The organism is Kribbella sp. NPDC048837, from assembly GCF_055586945.1.
Map to the genome: position 1 here is coordinate 1,638,110 of NZ_JBVJHF010000001.1, position 16,621 is coordinate 1,654,730.

Annotated in this window: 11 protein-coding genes and 1 pseudogene; 7 read left to right on the top strand and 5 right to left on the bottom strand. The window is 65.0% G+C overall.

Annotated features, from left to right (window positions below):
* Positions 1–871 precede the first annotated feature (871 nt).
* Complete coding sequence (locus ACZ6O0_RS07515) at positions 872–1,216, bottom strand: hypothetical protein (RefSeq protein WP_465763975.1); 345 nt, start codon at positions 1,214–1,216, stop codon at positions 872–874.
* A 309-nt stretch (positions 1,217–1,525) separates the two neighbouring features.
* Between ACZ6O0_RS07515 and ACZ6O0_RS07520 the strand changes: the two are divergent.
* The 6 genes and pseudogenes from ACZ6O0_RS07520 to ACZ6O0_RS07545 all read left to right on the top strand — a co-directional run bounded on the left by ACZ6O0_RS07520 (position 1,526) and on the right by ACZ6O0_RS07545 (position 11,344).
* Positions 1,526–2,027 (top strand): annotated as a pseudogene (locus ACZ6O0_RS07520) (hypothetical protein).
* A gap of 713 nt (positions 2,028–2,740) precedes the next feature.
* A complete protein-coding gene (locus tag ACZ6O0_RS07525; protein ID WP_465763976.1) occupies positions 2,741–2,968 on the top strand; it encodes a hypothetical protein in 228 nt (75 codons plus the stop codon).
* A gap of 145 nt (positions 2,969–3,113) precedes the next feature.
* Positions 3,114–4,232, top strand: a complete 1,119-nt coding sequence (locus tag ACZ6O0_RS07530) for a DUF4238 domain-containing protein (RefSeq protein ID WP_465763977.1) — start codon at positions 3,114–3,116, stop codon at positions 4,230–4,232.
* Between the two features lie 303 nt (positions 4,233–4,535).
* Entirely contained in the window at positions 4,536–8,174 is a 3,639-nt protein-coding gene (gene mobF / locus ACZ6O0_RS07535) for a MobF family relaxase (RefSeq protein ID WP_465763978.1), read from the top strand.
* A gap of 513 nt (positions 8,175–8,687) precedes the next feature.
* Positions 8,688–10,139 (top strand): adenylate/guanylate cyclase domain-containing protein, encoded by a 1,452-nt coding sequence (locus ACZ6O0_RS07540; protein WP_465763979.1) that lies wholly within the window; start codon positions 8,688–8,690, stop codon positions 10,137–10,139.
* Entirely contained in the window at positions 10,094–11,344 is a 1,251-nt protein-coding gene (locus tag ACZ6O0_RS07545; protein WP_465763980.1) for a hypothetical protein, read from the top strand. The genes ACZ6O0_RS07540 and ACZ6O0_RS07545 overlap by 46 nt, the downstream gene beginning before the upstream one ends.
* A 1,414-nt stretch (positions 11,345–12,758) precedes the next feature.
* On the opposite strand, the gene ACZ6O0_RS07550 is transcribed toward ACZ6O0_RS07545, so the two are convergent.
* Genes ACZ6O0_RS07550 through ACZ6O0_RS07565 form a run of 4 tightly spaced genes read right to left on the bottom strand, consistent with a single transcriptional unit; the run spans position 12,759 to position 14,511 of the window.
* On the bottom strand, positions 12,759–13,235 hold the full coding sequence (locus ACZ6O0_RS07550) for a HEAT repeat domain-containing protein (protein ID WP_465763981.1): 477 nt from the start codon (positions 13,233–13,235) through the stop codon (positions 12,759–12,761).
* Positions 13,236–13,263: 28 nt separating this feature from the next.
* A complete protein-coding gene (locus ACZ6O0_RS07555; RefSeq protein ID WP_465763982.1) occupies positions 13,264–13,806 on the bottom strand; it encodes a hypothetical protein in 543 nt (180 codons plus the stop codon).
* 47 nt (positions 13,807–13,853) lie between these two features.
* On the bottom strand, positions 13,854–14,126 hold the full coding sequence (locus ACZ6O0_RS07560; RefSeq protein ID WP_465763983.1) for a hypothetical protein: 273 nt from the start codon (positions 14,124–14,126) through the stop codon (positions 13,854–13,856).
* Positions 14,119–14,511, bottom strand: a complete 393-nt coding sequence (locus ACZ6O0_RS07565) for an SCP2 sterol-binding domain-containing protein (protein ID WP_465763984.1) — start codon at positions 14,509–14,511, stop codon at positions 14,119–14,121. Before ACZ6O0_RS07565 ends, ACZ6O0_RS07560 begins: the two co-directional genes overlap by 8 nt.
* Positions 14,512–15,021: 510 nt before the next feature.
* Between ACZ6O0_RS07565 and ACZ6O0_RS07570 the strand changes: the two genes are divergently transcribed.
* Positions 15,022–16,557: a hypothetical protein gene (locus tag ACZ6O0_RS07570; RefSeq protein ID WP_465763985.1), complete on the top strand. Its 1,536-nt coding sequence runs from the start codon at positions 15,022–15,024 to the stop codon at positions 16,555–16,557.
* Positions 16,558–16,621: the final 64 nt, after the last annotated feature.

Below are 16,621 nucleotides of genomic sequence, written 5' to 3' on the forward strand. Positions count from 1 at the left end.
TCGCTGCCCCGGGGTCGAGGAGACTAATGTGGAGATCCGCGCGAAGGACGAGCGGTGCCAGCGCTCACGCGACGAATCCCTTCAGCGCGAAGATCGGGGCAGCGCGGAGCCCGAGACCGAAACCTGTGTTGGGTGTGACCTGCGGAAACGCCGGCGAACTTCTGCTTGGCATCGGGGGTCGTTTGCAGGGTCCAGAGCCTCTTAGGGGTGGCAGGCGGGGATGTTGCCGTTCTGACCGACGGGGCGACGTAACCGCTGTAAACCCACCCCTGGGGCGGATCCTCCGGCCGCGAGTTCGCCCACTGAGCACCTGTCGTGTTCGGCCAGTGAACCTTCAGCCAGACATCGTCACCGGTGGACGACGGGTCGGCGTTAAGCCGGACCGCATCTGGCAATCGACCCATAGAACCGAGCGATTTCCCGCCGATCCGAACTGCTGGTCCGTGGCGAGCGGGCCGGTGCGCACCTTGAGCCCTAGTGACCCGGTGTCGACGACCACGTACATGTAGGGCCCCTGTGCCGACGGCCAAGCCGTCGACAACTCCGCGAGCTTCTGCCGAAACTCCGTGTCGGACAGCGTTTCGTCGGCTATCAGCGAACTGAGGGCCGTTGTGCACGCGCTGCTCCCGCAGGCCACGCCCGAGTTCTGGTTTCCGGTCCCATTCTGGGATCCGTCCTTCTCTGGCGCAACGTACGGATCGAAGATGGCGAGAAGGACCCCTATGAGTGCGATGCACATCAAAGCCATGCCCGCGCCGAAGTATTGCCTCCGGGCCTTGGACCGTCACCGATCCGCTGTCGTGCGTACCGGTGGAGCTTCTTGGCCGACGCGTCGTATACAAGATCAAACTGCGCCTCAACTCGCTCCCGCTCATCTGTCATCGGCACCAGCCGGTCGCACCGGGACCCGTGGCGGGCCAGGGATGATGATCATGACCTCTCTGGGCGCCGGGAGGGAGTCCACTGGCCGGCTGCCTTCACCAACCCAGATGCGCACCGACGGGCCGCCTCGACCTTTCTCCTGCACGATCACCGAGCCGCCCGGGGCGTGGTCAAGGATCGTGGCTAGGGTGACCCGCCGCGCCCGCTCGGCACGAAGTGCCCAGACCGCGCGTAGCACCATGAGCGTCGCCGCCAGCGCCAGGGCAGCTGGAGACCACTGGTGCTGGGAGACGAGTTGGAAGAAGTAACCAAACAGGTCGTTCTGACTGCTCATGCCTCTACATCGCTTGGCCGGGGAAAGCGTCTACTCCGAATTTGCAGTCGGCGCACAGCTGCTGCATCCCCCGACTGTCGAGGCCACTGAGCGGCGGCGCAAGGAGCTGTCCGCCTTGAGCACGCTGGCGTTCACCGACGTCGAGGTCGAGAGCCGAGCCTGGGCTGCCTCCCCGTAGGTTGTGCGGCCAGCCATGGCTCTTTCGCAGCCGGTGACGGCCGCCGTCACCACCCTCGACGGTCCCGTCTTAGCTGTGCTGGCCCGTACCTCGCAGCCGTCGGGGTGTTCCAGGTCGAGTCCCGGACCCAGATGGCTACCCTTCCCCGGCTGCAGCAGCGGCGGTTCTACGACCTGGTCTGCGAGATCGCGCTGATCCGGCCCGGCCCGATCCAAGGTCGCGCGGTGCAGGCGTTCGTGGATGACCGGCCAAGAATCCGTCACCTACCCACAGCCGTTGCTGGAGTCGGTCCTGGAACGGACCAAGGGGACCCCGCTGTTCCAGGAGCAGCTGATGCAAATGGTTACGGCGGTCGGCGGGATAGACGGCGACGACGCCGACCTGGTGCGCCGCAATGGGCTCGAAGCGAGGCGTGGAGAAGATCTTCTCGCTGAAGACAAAGCTGTACGACGGGATGCCGCCAACGGGATCACCGGCGATGTCGCGGACGGCATCTACGCGCGGATCGAGGCCTTCGCCAACTTCGGGTTCGCCGAGTCGCACTCGATCAGCTTCGCCCTGTTCGTCTACGCGTCGACCTGGTTCCGGCTGCATTTCCCGGCCGCGTTCCTCGCCGCGCTACTACGGGCCTAGCCGGTAGGTTTCTACTCCCACCAGTCGCTGGTCGTCGACGCGAAACGGCACGGCGTCGACCTACGCCGGCCCGACCTGCAGCTGTCCGGCGTGAACGCCGAGCTCGAGGACCTGGTCGACGGCGAGCCCACCGCAACGACTGGCTTCCTGCCTGGCCGACCCTCAGCCGCCGATAGGGCCTTCGAGCCCGACGCCCCGGACACCTTGTGCCGATCATCGCCGTGACGGCGCCTTCGCCGTCCGGCTCGGGCTGGCCGGCGCGAAGACGATCGGCACGCGGACGCTGAGAAGATCGTCGAGCAGCGCAACCTCCACGGCCTGTACGTCGACATGGCCGACCGCGTACCGGGCTCACCAAGCCCCGGGGCGAGTCCCTCGCGACTGCCGGCGTCTGCTTCGGCCACTCGCGTCGCCCAGCGCTATGGGAGGCCGGTCGCGCCGCTGAAGGGCGCCCTGACCGGTTCGCCGGCGTCACCGTGCTCGCCCCACCACCGACTCTGCCCGGCATGAGCATCACCGAGCTCACGATGGCCGACCTCGCGGCGACCGGCATCTCCACCGGCCAGTACCCGATCGAACATCTCCGGGCCTAACTGACCAGCTACGGGATCCTGTCCGCTGCGCAACTGCAGACCGCAGCGCCCAACAGCCGGGTCTATGCCGCCGGCATCGTCACCCACCACCAACGGCCCGCGACCGCCTCCGGCGTCACCTTGATCAACCTCGAGGACGAGACCGGCTTCATCAACGTGATCGTCGCGTCGGGCTGCTGGGCCTGCTACCGGACCGCCGCCCAGGACTCGGCTGCCCTGGTCGTCCGGGGCCGACTCGAGCCGGCCAGCGGCGTCACCAACCTCGTGGCGGACCGGCTGGAGCGGCTGCCGCTCGCCGCGCCAACCGTGTCTCGCAACTTCCGGTATACCAACTCCACCGCTCCATGAGGCGGTAGCGGATCCGCGTCCGGGCCCTCGGCGTCTTCTTCTGGTGATTCCACCCAGGCATGCTCTCACCGGCAACTCCGGCCCTGCGAGGCGCTCGGTTGTTCCCTATCCACTACCTTCGCCGGAACAGCTAAACAGCCGGTATATGAAGACGGGCGTCGAAAAGTCGCTGGTGCGCGTGGCTGTCCGGTTCTACCGTCGACCGGTGACCTCGAACGTCCGACGCAGGCACCACACCGTGCCGCGCTTTCACCTCAGGAACTTCGCCTCAACAGAGGGTCAGCTGACTCAGCTGGACGTAACAACGGGCCGACGGAGCACGGTGAGCGTCGACGACGCTACCGTCATGAAGTACTTCTACACAGTCGAACTACCGGACGGCTCGCGCTCGGACGCTTGGGAGCAGCGGTTGGGCGAGGTCGAGGCACTCGTCGCTCCAATCGTGCGGCGCCTCATCGCGGCCGATTCCTGGCGGATCAGCGAAGAAGACAGGGAGGTGCTGTCCGTCTGGCTGGCACTGCAACTTCTCCGGGGCCCGGACAACCGCCAGCGCATGGCCGAGACCGCCGGGCAGATGATCCGGATGCAGGTGGGTATGGGCGGCATCGCCTACCTGCGCCATGCCATGTCCGAAGGTCTACGCCGCGAGGTGTCCGTGGCCGAGGTCGAGCGGGTGTGGCAGGACATCACCGCGCAGGAGGGTCCGACCATTGCCGTGTCCGGCGGTGAACACGTCGAATCCATGACCCGGACCGTTCACCAGGCCGCGACTCTCATCCGCCAGCGGCACTGGGGACGCTTGCGGTTCCAGCGCCACCACCTCGCCATCTCCGACACTCCGGTCGCCCTCGTGCGCGGCAACACTCCCGACTTTCTCGGTGTCGGCCTCAGTAACGCTCTCGCGATCACCGTTCCGCTCGACCGCTGCACGCTGCTCTGGCTCGAGCTGCCCGTCGGCGATCGCCGGCTCTTCGACCTCGACCTACCGCCGACGAAGGTACTCGCGGTCTCGCACAACAGCTACGCCGTGAGCGGGGCCAGGCGATTCGTCTATTTCCACCCGGACGACGATCCGATCCCACCCACCTGTCCGGTTCCACGTGTTAGCGAACCACCAGGAATTCAGGTCACCTCCCCAGAAGTCGTCAACCGCGACCGGCCACTGGAAGACGTCCTCGCCCAGATCTCCGAGTACGAGCCGACCAGAGGCAGCCTGATTGCCAACTACACCTGGCCGATTCCTGGCTACACGTCTCCACCGTAGACGTGCCAGGGCCCGACTTCTGTTAGTCATCAGGCCCGGCGGCGGGCAGGTCGGACCCGCGTGATCGACGAGTGCCCTGGCCTGGCACATCTAAAGATGAACGATCAATGATCATCCTGTCTCCCGAACCCACCAACCCGCCGGCAGGCCCGCCAACGAGACCAGGAGAACCGTCACACTTCTTGCATTCAAGGAGGGGGCGCTTCGAGGCGTCTCGGGATCAGGCTGTTGGTTCGACGACCGTTGATCGGTCATGAGGCATCCATCCGCTCAGTCAGGAGCCGCTCCGCAACGTGGGCAGTTGTGCTGAGCATCCATCGGCTCACCGCCGGAGATGGCTACAAGTACCTACTGCGGCACATCGCGTCCGGCGATGTCGACCGCCGGATGGCCACCTCGCTCACGGCGTACTACGCCGCGTCCGGATACCCGCCGGGCCGGTGGATTGGCAGCGGCCTGGGTGGGCTGGGCGACGGTCAGTTGTCGCTGGGAAGTGAGGTCTTTGAGGCGCAAATGGCCGCAGTTTTCGGTCGGGCTGAGGACCCGTTGACCGGCCGGAATCTGGGACGTCCGCATCGGGTGTTCAAGAGTCCCTCAGAGCGAATCCAAGACCAGATTCGCGCGCTCGATCCCACGCTGAGTGAGGCCGATCGGGCAGCCGCGATCGAACAGATCCGCGCGACCGAGATGCGGCACAAGACGAGGCAGGCTGTCGCCGGCTTCGACCTCACCTTCTCCCCCGCCAAGTCTGTTTCGGCGCTGTGGGCAACTGCTGATGTCGGTGTGCAGGAACAGATCGTCGCGGCACATCATGAAGCCGTCAACGACGTGCTCAGCTTGATTGAACAGCATGCTGCGTTCAGCAGAACCGGCATTGACGGCATCGCACAGATCGACACCCAGGGCCTGATCGCTGCCGCCTTCGACCACTGGGACACCCGCAGCGGGGATCCCCAGCTCCACACTCACATGGTCGTTGCTAACCGCGTACAGGGCACAGACGGCGCCTGGCGGACGCTCGACGGTCGCGTCCTCTACCGCTCGATCGTGGCCATGTCGGAGATACACAACGTGTTCCTGGCCGACAACCTCACCGAACGACTCGGCGTGAACTGGGAACTTCGAGAACGTGGATCTCGGCGAAACCCGGCGTTCGAGATTGACGCCGTACCCGACGAACTGATCCGTGAGTTCTCGGCTAGAACTGAGCAGATCGAGGCCAACCTCGCGATACTTCTCGACGACCGCGGAGACGCGATCCATCCACCGAGTCGCCGCGAAATGTACGTTCTCCGTCAGCAAGCAACCCTGCTGAACAGACCGCCCAAACACCTTGCCCTTCCCCTCGCGACGCTCATGGCTCAGTGGACAACCCGCGCAGATCGCGCGATAGGCCCCGATGCTGTTGTCGCCATCCAGCGCTCACTAGATCAGGCCTGCGATCGGCCGCTCTGTGCTGCTGACCTCAGTCCGAAGACGATCGAGGCGTACGGCGTTGCGACTGTTCTCGCGCTGCAGAACAAGCGAGCGACCTGGACGCGATGGAACCTCCTGGCCGAGGCCGCGCGCCAGACCCGCCTACTCCGACTCGTCTCCTCCAGCGAACGATTCGCCGTACTGCAGACCATCGTCGAGAGCGCCGAACAGCAATCGATCAGCCTCACCGCACCGGAACTCGTCACGATGCCAGTCACGAGGAGCAGCGGCGAGAGCGTCTTCACGATCCACAACGGCGAGATCTTCACATCGCCGGTGATTCTCGGCGCAGAGTCAGTACTCCTCGACCTCGCGCGCGACTCGACCGGACCGACCATCGACGTGCGGGCGTTGCGACACACCGACATCAGCGCCGACAAGGTCCGGGCTCTGCGGCGAATAGCCACCTCGGGACAGAAGGTCGAGGCGCTCATAGGACCCGCCGGCACCGGCAAAACCAGCCTCTTGTCCGTCCTCACTGCAGGCTGGCAAGCAGTCCACGGTGAAGGTTCGATCCTCGCCCTTGCCCCCTCCTCCGCCGCCTCAACCGTCCTGTCCGACGCCATCGGCACACCCACCGAGAACATCGCCAAATGGATCTACGAATCTGTCGGGCTAGGAGCCGAAGATCGCCGAGAACGCACCCAACAAGCTGGGTACGCCGCACACCTCGCCCACAAGGCGGGCCGCCGACGCCGCCACCAGCGGCTGACCGCTGTCCTGGCCGCACTGCGCACCGACCAGGACCGCTGGAGCTTCCGGACGGATCAATTGGTCATCGTCGACGAAGCCTCCATGGCCAGCACCATGGAACTCGCCACCCTCGCCCGGGCCGCCAACACCGCCGGCGCCAAACTCCTCCTCGTCGGCGACGACGCCCAACTCGGCGCGGCGGACACCGGCGGCGCATTCCGTCTCATCGCCCGCGACACCGACGCAGCAGAACTCAGCGACGTCTGGCGCTTCACCAACACCTGGGAACGCGAAGCAAGCCTCACCCTCCGCCGCGGCGACCTCACCGCCATCGATCTATACGACGACCAAGACCGGCTCACCGCTGGCTCCAGCGACGAGATGGAAAACGCCGCCTACAAGGACTGGCTCGCAGACACAAACAGCGGAAAGACCAGCCTCCTCATCGCCGCCGACAACACCACCGTCGCCCGCCTCAACGCCCGTGCCCGACTCGACCGCATCACCACCGGCGAAGTCGAACCCGACGGCATCGACCTCCACAACGGCAACCATGTCGGCCTCGGCGACCACATCGTCACCCGCCTCAACAACCGCCGCCTCCGCTACGGCGAGAGCAGCTTCGTCCAAAACGGCGACCACTGGACCGTCATCCACCGCTGGCCCGACGGCTCCCTCACCGTCCAAAACCGCGCCGGCGACGCCGTCACCCTCCCCAGCACCTACGTCCAGCACTCAGTCGAACTCGCCTACGCCACAACAGCCCACCGAGCCCAAGGCGCCACCGTCGACACCGCCCATCTACTCGTCACCGACCACCTCACCCGAGCCCTCCTCTACGTAGGCATGACCCGCGGCCGCCACACCAACCGCGCCTACATAGCCACCCACCAAACAACCACGAACCTCCACGAACCCCACCCCGAACAAACCATGCAAGACGTCCTCGAAGCAGTGCTCAACGACCCCGGCACAGAACAATCCGCCCACGAAGTCCTACGCCGAGAACTAGACAACGCCACCCGCCTGGACCGCCTGGTCCCCCTCCACGACCACCTCTGCCAACTAGACGCCCGCACCCGCTACCGCGAGGCCATCACAACCAGCGGCCTCGACCCCATCGACCAAGCCGCCCTCCAGGCCTCCCCCGCCTTCGGCGCCCTGATCGCCGAACTCCGCCGAGCTGAACGAGTACACCTGAGCGTTCCCGGCGTCCTGCGTCAGGCAGTCAAGGAATCGCCTCTGATCGACGCCAACGATCTTGCCGCAGTCCTCCACACGCGAGTTGAGCACCTGCTGACCAGACACCTGCGCCGCATCGACTCCCACCCGACGATGATCGCCGGCCTTGTCGCTCCCGCAACGCGGGTGGGCGATCCGACACTCGTTGCGCCGCTACGCGAAATCGAATCTCAGATCGCCCGTCGCGCAGATTGGCTTGTAGATAAGGCCGAACGTGACGAGCCACTGTGGTACCAAGAACTGCTCCGGCTCCTCGCCGACCGTTCTGGGTCTGAGAAGGCCGCTTGTGCCCGCCAGGTTGCCGCCTACCGGGAGCGATTCAACATCCGGAACAGCCATCCGTCCGGCGACCTGCCTCACGGAAGTGCAATCGCTCAGCGCGCACAATATTTGCGATTGCTGCGTCTCATCGCGCCTTCAAGGACATCAGTTGACCAACTGTCAGCGCGGCACGAACCTGGCCGAGCCAAGCTCCCAGCTCCAGAAGAGCCCCACCGACGACCGCCGGCCGGACCGACGCCTACCTCGTGAGGACCTGTGATACCCACGGTCCAGCCGAAGACGCCCTGACCGTGCCCCGAGAGCGCACAACCACCGATCGCTCGGTGCCCCACCGGCAGCGCCTCAGCCCAGCAGCGCCCAGCCAACCGGCTCGGCTCAGCCGACGCCAGGCGTGGCCGGGTCGGACACGCCTGCCAGTTCAGCGTGGGAACAGCGTGGGAACAAAGACGCGTCGATCCGAAGTAACTGGAGTCAAGATCGGCCGAACTGGTGTTGGCTGGTTGCGCCTGCAGAGGTGCATGTCGGCGGGGTGGCTCGGTTTCCTAAACAGTGCGTCATCGGCCTGACTTGATGCTCCGGCGCCTGGGGATTGGAGCCCGCGCACCGTCAACCTTGACCACCTTCTGCTGTCGCGGTTGTGGTTGACCGTGCCTAAGGCATCCGCGGCCGTGCCACATCTGCCGAAATTGCCGTGCGAGCGATCTCCTGCCAGCCGCGGCGCGAGGAGTGTTGCGCCTGCTCTCGCGGCGTGATGATGGGTGTGTGGCCGAGCTTCCGTCTGGGACGGTTTCGATGTTGTTTTCCGACGTCGAGCAGTCGACGCGACTGTTGACGCGGCTGGGCCGGGCGTATGAGCAGGCTCTTGACAGCTACCGACTGGCCCAGCGGGCGGCATGGGCGGGGTTCGGCGGCGTGGAGATGGGTACCGAGGGCGACAGCTTCTTCGTGGTGTTCTCGACCGCGGAGGACGCAGTTGCTGCGGCAGTGCAGGCGCAGGTCGCTCTTGGCGGGCTCGACTGGCCAAACGATGAGCAGGTTCGGGTGCGCATGGGCATCCACACCGGCACCCCGCAGGTCCACGGTGGGGATTACGTGGGGCTCGATGTTCACCGGGCCGCGCGGATCGCGGCGGCCGCGCATGGCGGTCAGGTGGTGGTCTCCGATGCGACCGCGAAGCTGGTCGCTGGCCGGCTGCCGATGGGGGTTTCGCTGCGGGACCTCGGCATGCACCGATTGAAGGATCTCGACGCGCCTGAGCACGTGTACCAGCTCGTGATCCCCGGTTGTTCGGTCGACTTCCCGCCGCTGAAATCACTCGGCACCAGCGCCAGCCTCCCGATCACTACCACTCCTCTGCTGGGTCGCCGTACCGAGGTGAACGATCTGGTGAGGTTGTTGGTGGACCCACAGGTTCGCCTGGTCACGCTCACCGGACCGGGTGGGTCGGGAAAGACCCGGCTGTCGATCGCGGCCGCACGTCAGGTCGCCGAGCAGTTCCCTGCCGGAGTGTGCTTTGCATCGTTGGCCGCCTTCACGAGCCCCGGCCTCATCTGGAGCAGCATCGGGGAGGTCCTCGGCCTGCCCGCCGACCGGCGCGCCCCTCCGGCCTTCTTCGAATCCGTGGCGCCTTTGTCGGCACTGTTTGTACTGGACAACCTCGAGCAGATGGACGGTGCAGCAGCTGCCTTGAACAAGCTGCTGCACGCAACCACCGAGATCGTTGTCCTCGCGACCTCGCGACGACCCCTCAACCTGGCCAGTGAACATCAGTACGGCGTGTTGCCGCTCGCACTCCCGACCGAGAACACGCCGGAGGCGGCGGAAGCATCAGCGGCGGTGCAGCTGTTCGTCGACCGGGCCCGAGCCGTGCGCCCGTCGTTTGCCCTGACACCCTCCAACACCACGGACGTGTCGGAGATCTGTCGACACCTCGACGGCCTGCCGCTGGCCATTGAGCTCGCCGCCGCCCGCTCCAACGTGCTCGGGCCTCGGGCTCTCCTGCGCCGCCTCGAACAGGCACTCGATCTGCGCGGTTCCGGTGTGGACCGACCGGCCCGGCACACCTCGCTCCGGGCCACCATCGACTGGTCTTACGGCCTGCTCACCGCGGAACAGCGTCTGCTGTTCCGGCACCTCGGCGTGTTCGCTGGCGCGCGGACCTCGAGGCTTTGGCGGCGGTCCATGCGGACGACGCCGAGAGCGGCACCCACCTGATCGACCTGGTCGCGGACCTGGTCGACGCCAACCTGGTGACAGTCACCGCGGATGAAGACGGCGAGCCCAGGTTCGCGATGCTGGAGACCGTCCGGTCATTCGCCGTCGAGGAGCTCGCCCAAGCCGGTGAGCGTGCTGACGTGCGTCGCAGGCACGCCGCACACTACGTGAAGGTTGCCGAGCGGCTGGAGGCGCGCCGGGTCCTAACAACCCCTGCGCAGGTACGGCGCGGGGCCAGTCTGTTCAATCTGGAGCGGAACAACTTCCGGGAGGCATTGACCTGGGCTAGCGCCGCGGCCGGAGAGGCCGAGACAGGCGCCCGGCCGCGTCGAAGCCTCGGGCTGGCCCTGCTGTCCAGCGTGGCGTGGATGTGGAAGCACCGGGACCTCACCGAAGTTCGAGACTGGTTGGAGGCCTACCTCCAGAACCCGCACGGAAGGGAGACCGCAGAATTTGGCCGGTGCCTTGCCGACTACGCCGAGATCCTGGAGCTTCAGGGGGAGCTGCTCGATGGGCGTGAGGCAGCCCGCCGAAGCGTGGAGATCCTGCGGAGGCTGGGTGACTCGGAACTGCCCAACGCCCTGGCAGTCCTGGGCGACCTGGAGGTTGCACTCGGGGACCGAATCGCGGGCCGACGCGCCTTGGAGGATTCCGTGCTGCGTGCACGAGAATTCGACGACGGTTTCTTCCTTGGAGACGTGCTGGCGCGTATGGCTCTCCTGGACATGGACGAGGAGAACTGGGAGCGCGCGCTGGAACTGCTTCACGAGGCGGTCGATGTGGCCTGCACTGCTGGTAGCGACTACATGGCAACCCAAGCCAACCACAACATCGCATTCGCCCTGCGTAAAACGGACCGCGCCAATGAAGCGCACGAGCTGATGTCCGCGCAGCTGCAACACTCGCTACGCCTGGACAGCACCCTCAACCTCGCTCTCCTCGCCGAGGACTACAGTGCCGTACTCGCTGAGGCAGGATTCCCAAGGTGGGCGCCGATTCTGCTGGGGGCTGCCGACGCCGAACGCGAAGGCAGAGGAGTCGCCCGCGATCGCCGGCAAGAAGCCCAGATCGCAGACGCCCACGCAGCCGCGCGACCGACCATGACGCCCGCGGAATGGACCGACGCCTACCAACGGGGACACAGCATGACCATTAGGGACGCGCTCGACACCGCCATCGCCGCAACCACCGACCCCGACGGCTGACGCACATTCTGTGCTCAAGTCCGTGCACTGAAGCGCCATGCGATGGCCATATCGCGAGACATGGGCGTTTCCACCCGGTCATCGGCACGGTCGATCTGGCAAACCTCGGTCGGCTGGGAGCGGAGCGCATCCAGACGCTGCTCCGGACCTGCCACCGAGCCGCCGGTCGCGTGCCATGGTTCGTGCCATGAAATCGCGTCAAACAGAGCGGTCAGAGGCTGTCAGGGGGCCGGAATGCGAAGTACTGGCGCCTGAAGGCGGCCTATGTGGCAAGTGGCGTGGCTCTCATAATCCCTTGCCCTCGACTGCACTCCACTTCCCTGCCGGTGAGGCTGCGTACCTGGGCCGCTGGGCACGATTTGGAGGGGTGTCCGGACTAGTTCAGCGCGCCGGCATTTGCCGCCGGGCTGGACAGCCACAACACCCGTTCACGCCCCGGTTCGCTGGCAGTGTGGATGGCGCAGCTCGTTATCGACGTCAACCTGAGCCGTATCGACGAGCGCCCGATACGTCTACGATCATCTGGCGACAGCTCTGCTTTGGGAGGGGAAGAGCATGTCAGGTTCCGATCGTGGCGACAGAATCCATCGGGGTCTCAGCTCGGCAGCGGCAGCGGCAGCGATACTGACCTTCGTCTTGGTCGCGTTCGGGGTCAAACACTTCGCCAGTGACTCGCCGCATGCAGCACCGCCCAGCACCGGTATCACGAGCAGTGCTGGTCTCGCGCCGTCGAATTCGTCACCCGCTCCAGCAGTGGTTACGACCACCGCCGATCCAGTGCCGACCGACAAGATCCTCAGTGTCACGGCCGAGATCTCGTCAAGTTACCGAGTGGGACCGAACGAAGGTAAGGCCTGTCTCGATGAATTGCATGGTTCGTACTGCCTAGCGATCGAGCCCACCGTGCTCTCGGATGCCGGTCCCCTCGAGGGGCCTACGGGATGCTACCTCTCATGGGTCATCTACCGCGTGGGAGTCAAGGCGCCGGTTGATGCTGGCAACGGCGTCAGGTGTAGTAGCGACTACATCTCCGCTGGCGGATCGGGAACAATGGTTCCCGGCCATTACCGTCTTGTCATGACAGTCAGGACCGACGGCGGGCAAACTGTTGTGAGCCGCTATGACTTCGCTCTGGTGAAGTCGGACAGCTAGGCCGAATGCTGAGTCGGCTGCACGGTTCGAAGGCCCTCAGGGCTCGATCGTGTGCACCCCGTCCGTTCTCCGTGAGCAGTTCAGCGGGGAACAGTGCGGGAACGAGGAGGTGTCGAATCGAGTCAACTGGAGTCGAGACGGGCCGAACTGGTGATGTCTCGTTAGGCGTGAAGAGGCGGGTGTCGACGGAGCCCCTCGGTTTCCTAAACCGTCCATCTGAAGCCGAGCTGCGGCTCCAAGCAGCCGGACTCGTCCGCGTTGCCTACCTGCCGCGCGCGGCGCCTGCGGCGAGATCGCGGATCCACGACGCGCGATCTCTACGAGCGATGCCTTCCAATGCTATGTCTGCCCCCTCACTGCCAATGCGGGCCAACGCCTTGACGACGGCCACCCGGACTTGCTCGAATTCATCGTCCGCATAACGCATGATCGTGGTGAGGTTGGACTCGCCTCCGACGCGACCCAGAGCGTCGATCGCCGCGATCCTCCCTTGGCGGTCGAGTCCCGGCAGGATTCGCTCAAGGACCCCTGGAAGGGCGGGGTCCTCCCACCGCCCAAGGGCGTAGATGGCCCTCGCACGGCTATTCGGTGCATCGACAGCGATCTCCCCGAGCGTAACGGCCCGTAAAACTGCGAGATCCTCCTCGCGACCCGAGCGCACTATCTGGTCAAGTTCGCCCGACTCATCGGCGCTCAATGCCCTGGCGACTCTCACCGAACCTTCCGGGTGTTCAGACATGGTGCTCCAAATGACACATGCGACGGACCTACAGATTGAGGACGATGGAGGAGAGGTCTAACAGCGCGGGATCACTGAGGATGCGCTGGCATTGTTCCGCGGTGAGGTCGGGCGGCGGATTTGTGATGGTTCCGGTGTTGCTGATCATCAGGTTGTCCGTGTCGGCGACGTGTGGGTTCCCGCCCACCACATGCGTGAGCTCGTGGATGAAGGTCCACTCGGTGGCGGAGTCGCCGACCCAGCAACCCCTCCGGCCGGGCGGATGAGCTGCGCAGCCACGGAACCCAGCCACGTCGGACGCAATGTAATAGACGACGACATCTGCTCCGGCGCCTCGCCCTAGATCAAAGAGCCGGTCCTCCTCTGCACTCACGACGTGACCTGTCCTCAGGCAATCGTCCTGGTCCAGAGTTAGTAGTTCCGGACGATCGGCGGTGATCTCCATGACAACGTCCGCCCAGACTCCAGCTTGCTCCCCCCAAACAAGGTTGCCGTTGGCAAGGTCACTATCTAGGTCGGCATCGGCTCCCTTGAGGGTCACGATCGCCGCCGGCAGGATCACCGTGGTCACTCCTTGGCCATAACTTACAAGTCAGCAGACGGCATGGAGCACGTCCCTTAGAGTCCACCCAGGAGAACGTCCGTGACCTCGGCGGAGTTGTCAGGGTGGAAGACGGTGACCGTCGAGTTGTTAGTATGTGCCTCACGCAATATCGACAGCCACATGCTGTGCAGCACCCGGGTGAACGAGGTCACCTGCGCCGGGATCTGAGCGCCGGGATTGAACCAGAGGATCAACGTCTCCCGTGTTCCGTCGGCCTCTTCGATCTGGGTCCACCCTGCGAAGTCACCAACCTGCACACAGCGCACGGTGCCCGTAATGCTAGCCATCGGCGCCCTCCTTCGGTCCCAACTGACCGGTTCCTGCTTCCTTGTTGCGCAAGCGCCTAGCCAGCAGCCTCGCGAGCCGGAGGTCTCCTCGTACCCTGACCGTGCCCAGCCCCATGGCCTCAACCGGTGCCAGCCGCCCGGAGGCGATCTGCATCCATGTGGCTACGTCCGTGAGAATCTCAAGCTGCGGACGTTCTGACCTAGCTTCGAGAACCTCACACCCCTTGGGCGTGAGCACGAGACTCCAACTGCGCACGCCTTCCGTCTCCCGGATGGTGACTTGGATTGAGCCGGTGACGTCGCTGCCACCCATGATCGAGGCCATCCGATCGAAACCGCTGCCCAAATCTTGCGCGCCACCGAGAACGTCCTGGAAGGGAGTCACAAAGTCGGACAGAAGTGGGTTTGAGGCGAAATGTTGGGCAATCTCTGCCAGAGTGGCTGGTTGACGACTAGCCATGAGACCCCGCAAGGACAGGAGAGACTCTCGCCGGGATGACGCCGAGCGTGCCATAGGCATCGACCGACGCCACAACGGCCCGATTCATAATCGTCCCACTGCATGCCGCACGTGTCTAGCGATCACCGCGCCTTCGCGCCGCTGTGGAAGCCGTGCGAGCGAGCGCCAGGTCGACTGCGTTGTGCACTCGCTACTCTGCCCGCGTCCCGCTGCCGAGCGTTGGAAGGGGGGCGGCTGGAGGATCGATGCAACGGTCGTCAACTTCGCGCCCTTGGCGACGGCTTGACGGTCTCGGACGGCGGGGCTGATCCTGAAATCGGGAATGCACCCCAGATTGCGTCGGAAGGTCGCCTTCACCTCGAATGGATGCTATATGCGTCGGGGAGTCGCGCGAGGCGCCCGGGTTGCACCGCAAATCGGGAGGGAACGAAGGGAATGTCCACTCCAACGAGCGACGTACCAACGAGACCGGACGACCCTCTGTTCCCGTGGTTTTGTCCTAAGCCAACGGTCCGCATCTTATTTTACACCGACGACTCGTTGGTCAATCTTCTCGACGACGTCGAGGCCAACGAGTTTGGTGTGCGGATCCTGCGGGACCTCATCGTCAGTCAGGGCGCCGACATCGCTGATTTCCAGATCACCCGACTCGAGCGAGACCATGCCGTACCGAACCCCGCCACACAGCTGACGCCAAAGGTGCTAGCGGGATACGACCAGGTGTGGTTCTTCGGCACGGCGTTGGCGAACAGACACAATCAACCGAATAACGAACTCACAGACGCTGAGGTCACCGCACTGAACAACTGGATGACGTCCGGCGGCGTGCTCATGACCGGCGACCACTCCAACCCTCGTCAGGCCGACGCCGACCCGAACCTCAACGACCTGCTCGGTCTAGGCCGCGCCATTGGTCACCGAGTACCGCGTGCCGGCCTGCTGCGACGATGGGAGGGCAACCCACCGCAGTTCGACACCGTCCCGGACGAGATCATCGGTCTCGGACCCCTCCAGGACGGCGCCCCGGTAGGCGACGTGGCCGAGACCTACAACACTCAGGTGCCGACGGGACTGGCGCTCATCAACGACCTTGCCCTGCAGCAGGACAGCTGGCCACAGCGGCTAGTCCTCAAGACATATCCCGACCCCAATGGTTCGCCCGATCCCACTGCGTTGCCGGGTCGACATGTCCATCGATTGTTCTGCGGGCGAACGGGACCGATCACAGTCTTCCCCGACCACATGCATGAAGGCCACCTCGAAATACCGTCGCAACTGCCTGCCGCCACGTGGCCGGCCGGGCCTACTGGTCAACCTGTCCCTGAGGTAATCGCACGCGGCATTGACCACGCCCATGGCAGGATCCGAGATCTTGTCATCGCCTACGACGGCAGCCCCGCCGGCGTCGGCCGAATCGTGGCCGACTCGACCTGGCACCACTACTTCAACACCAACCTCACGGGCTTCCCAGCCGGTGGTTTCGTCCGCACCCAGCTAGGCGAGTTCTATGTGAACCTCGCGGTGTGGCTCTGCCCACCGGCCAAGCGACGAGCGATCGCTTGCTGGCAGCTGTGGAACCTGCTCCGCAACCCCACCGTCCAGATGACCTTTGGGAACTCGCGCCCATACTTGGGCAAGGTTGCCGCCAACGTCATGCTGCAAACGATGAGTCCGTGTGTGCTCAGGGACGTCGTCTTAGGCATCGCGGGCGCCCCTCAGCCGGCCGTCGGCAGCATAGAGCCGCCGATCGAACTCATGCTCGGTGGAGTTGTGCACGCGCACCTAGAGGTCTTCGAGCGCGCCGAGGCTGGACACAGCCCAGACCGCGATGACGATTCGGACAATCTGCTAGTCCGCGGTGTCCGCGCCGCCCACGACGACCTGCTCGATCATCTCGAGCGGGTCACCGCCCGCGCCGAGCGAGCTCGCGTGCTTTTTGAGGAGAGCCAGAGACGCGACGGCCGCCAATGACGACAGCGACGGCCACCCGCGCCAGCCGTCCGCGCCCGCCGCGCAGCAAACGGCAAATTTCGGT

Excerpts from the sequence above, each read along its gene's own strand:
- ACZ6O0_RS07515 (WP_465763975.1), bottom strand. The coding sequence starts at position 1,216 with ATGAGCAGTCAGAACGACCTGTTTGGTTACTTCTTCCAACTCGTCTCC.
- ACZ6O0_RS07530 (WP_465763977.1), top strand. The coding sequence starts at position 3,114 with ATGAAGACGGGCGTCGAAAAGTCGCTGGTGCGCGTGGCTGTCCGGTTC.
- ACZ6O0_RS07550 (WP_465763981.1), bottom strand. The coding sequence starts at position 13,235 with ATGTCTGAACACCCGGAAGGTTCGGTGAGAGTCGCCAGGGCATTGAGC.
- ACZ6O0_RS07560 (WP_465763983.1), bottom strand. The coding sequence starts at position 14,126 with ATGGCTAGCATTACGGGCACCGTGCGCTGTGTGCAGGTTGGTGACTTC.
- ACZ6O0_RS07570 (WP_465763985.1), top strand. The coding sequence starts at position 15,022 with ATGTCCACTCCAACGAGCGACGTACCAACGAGACCGGACGACCCTCTG.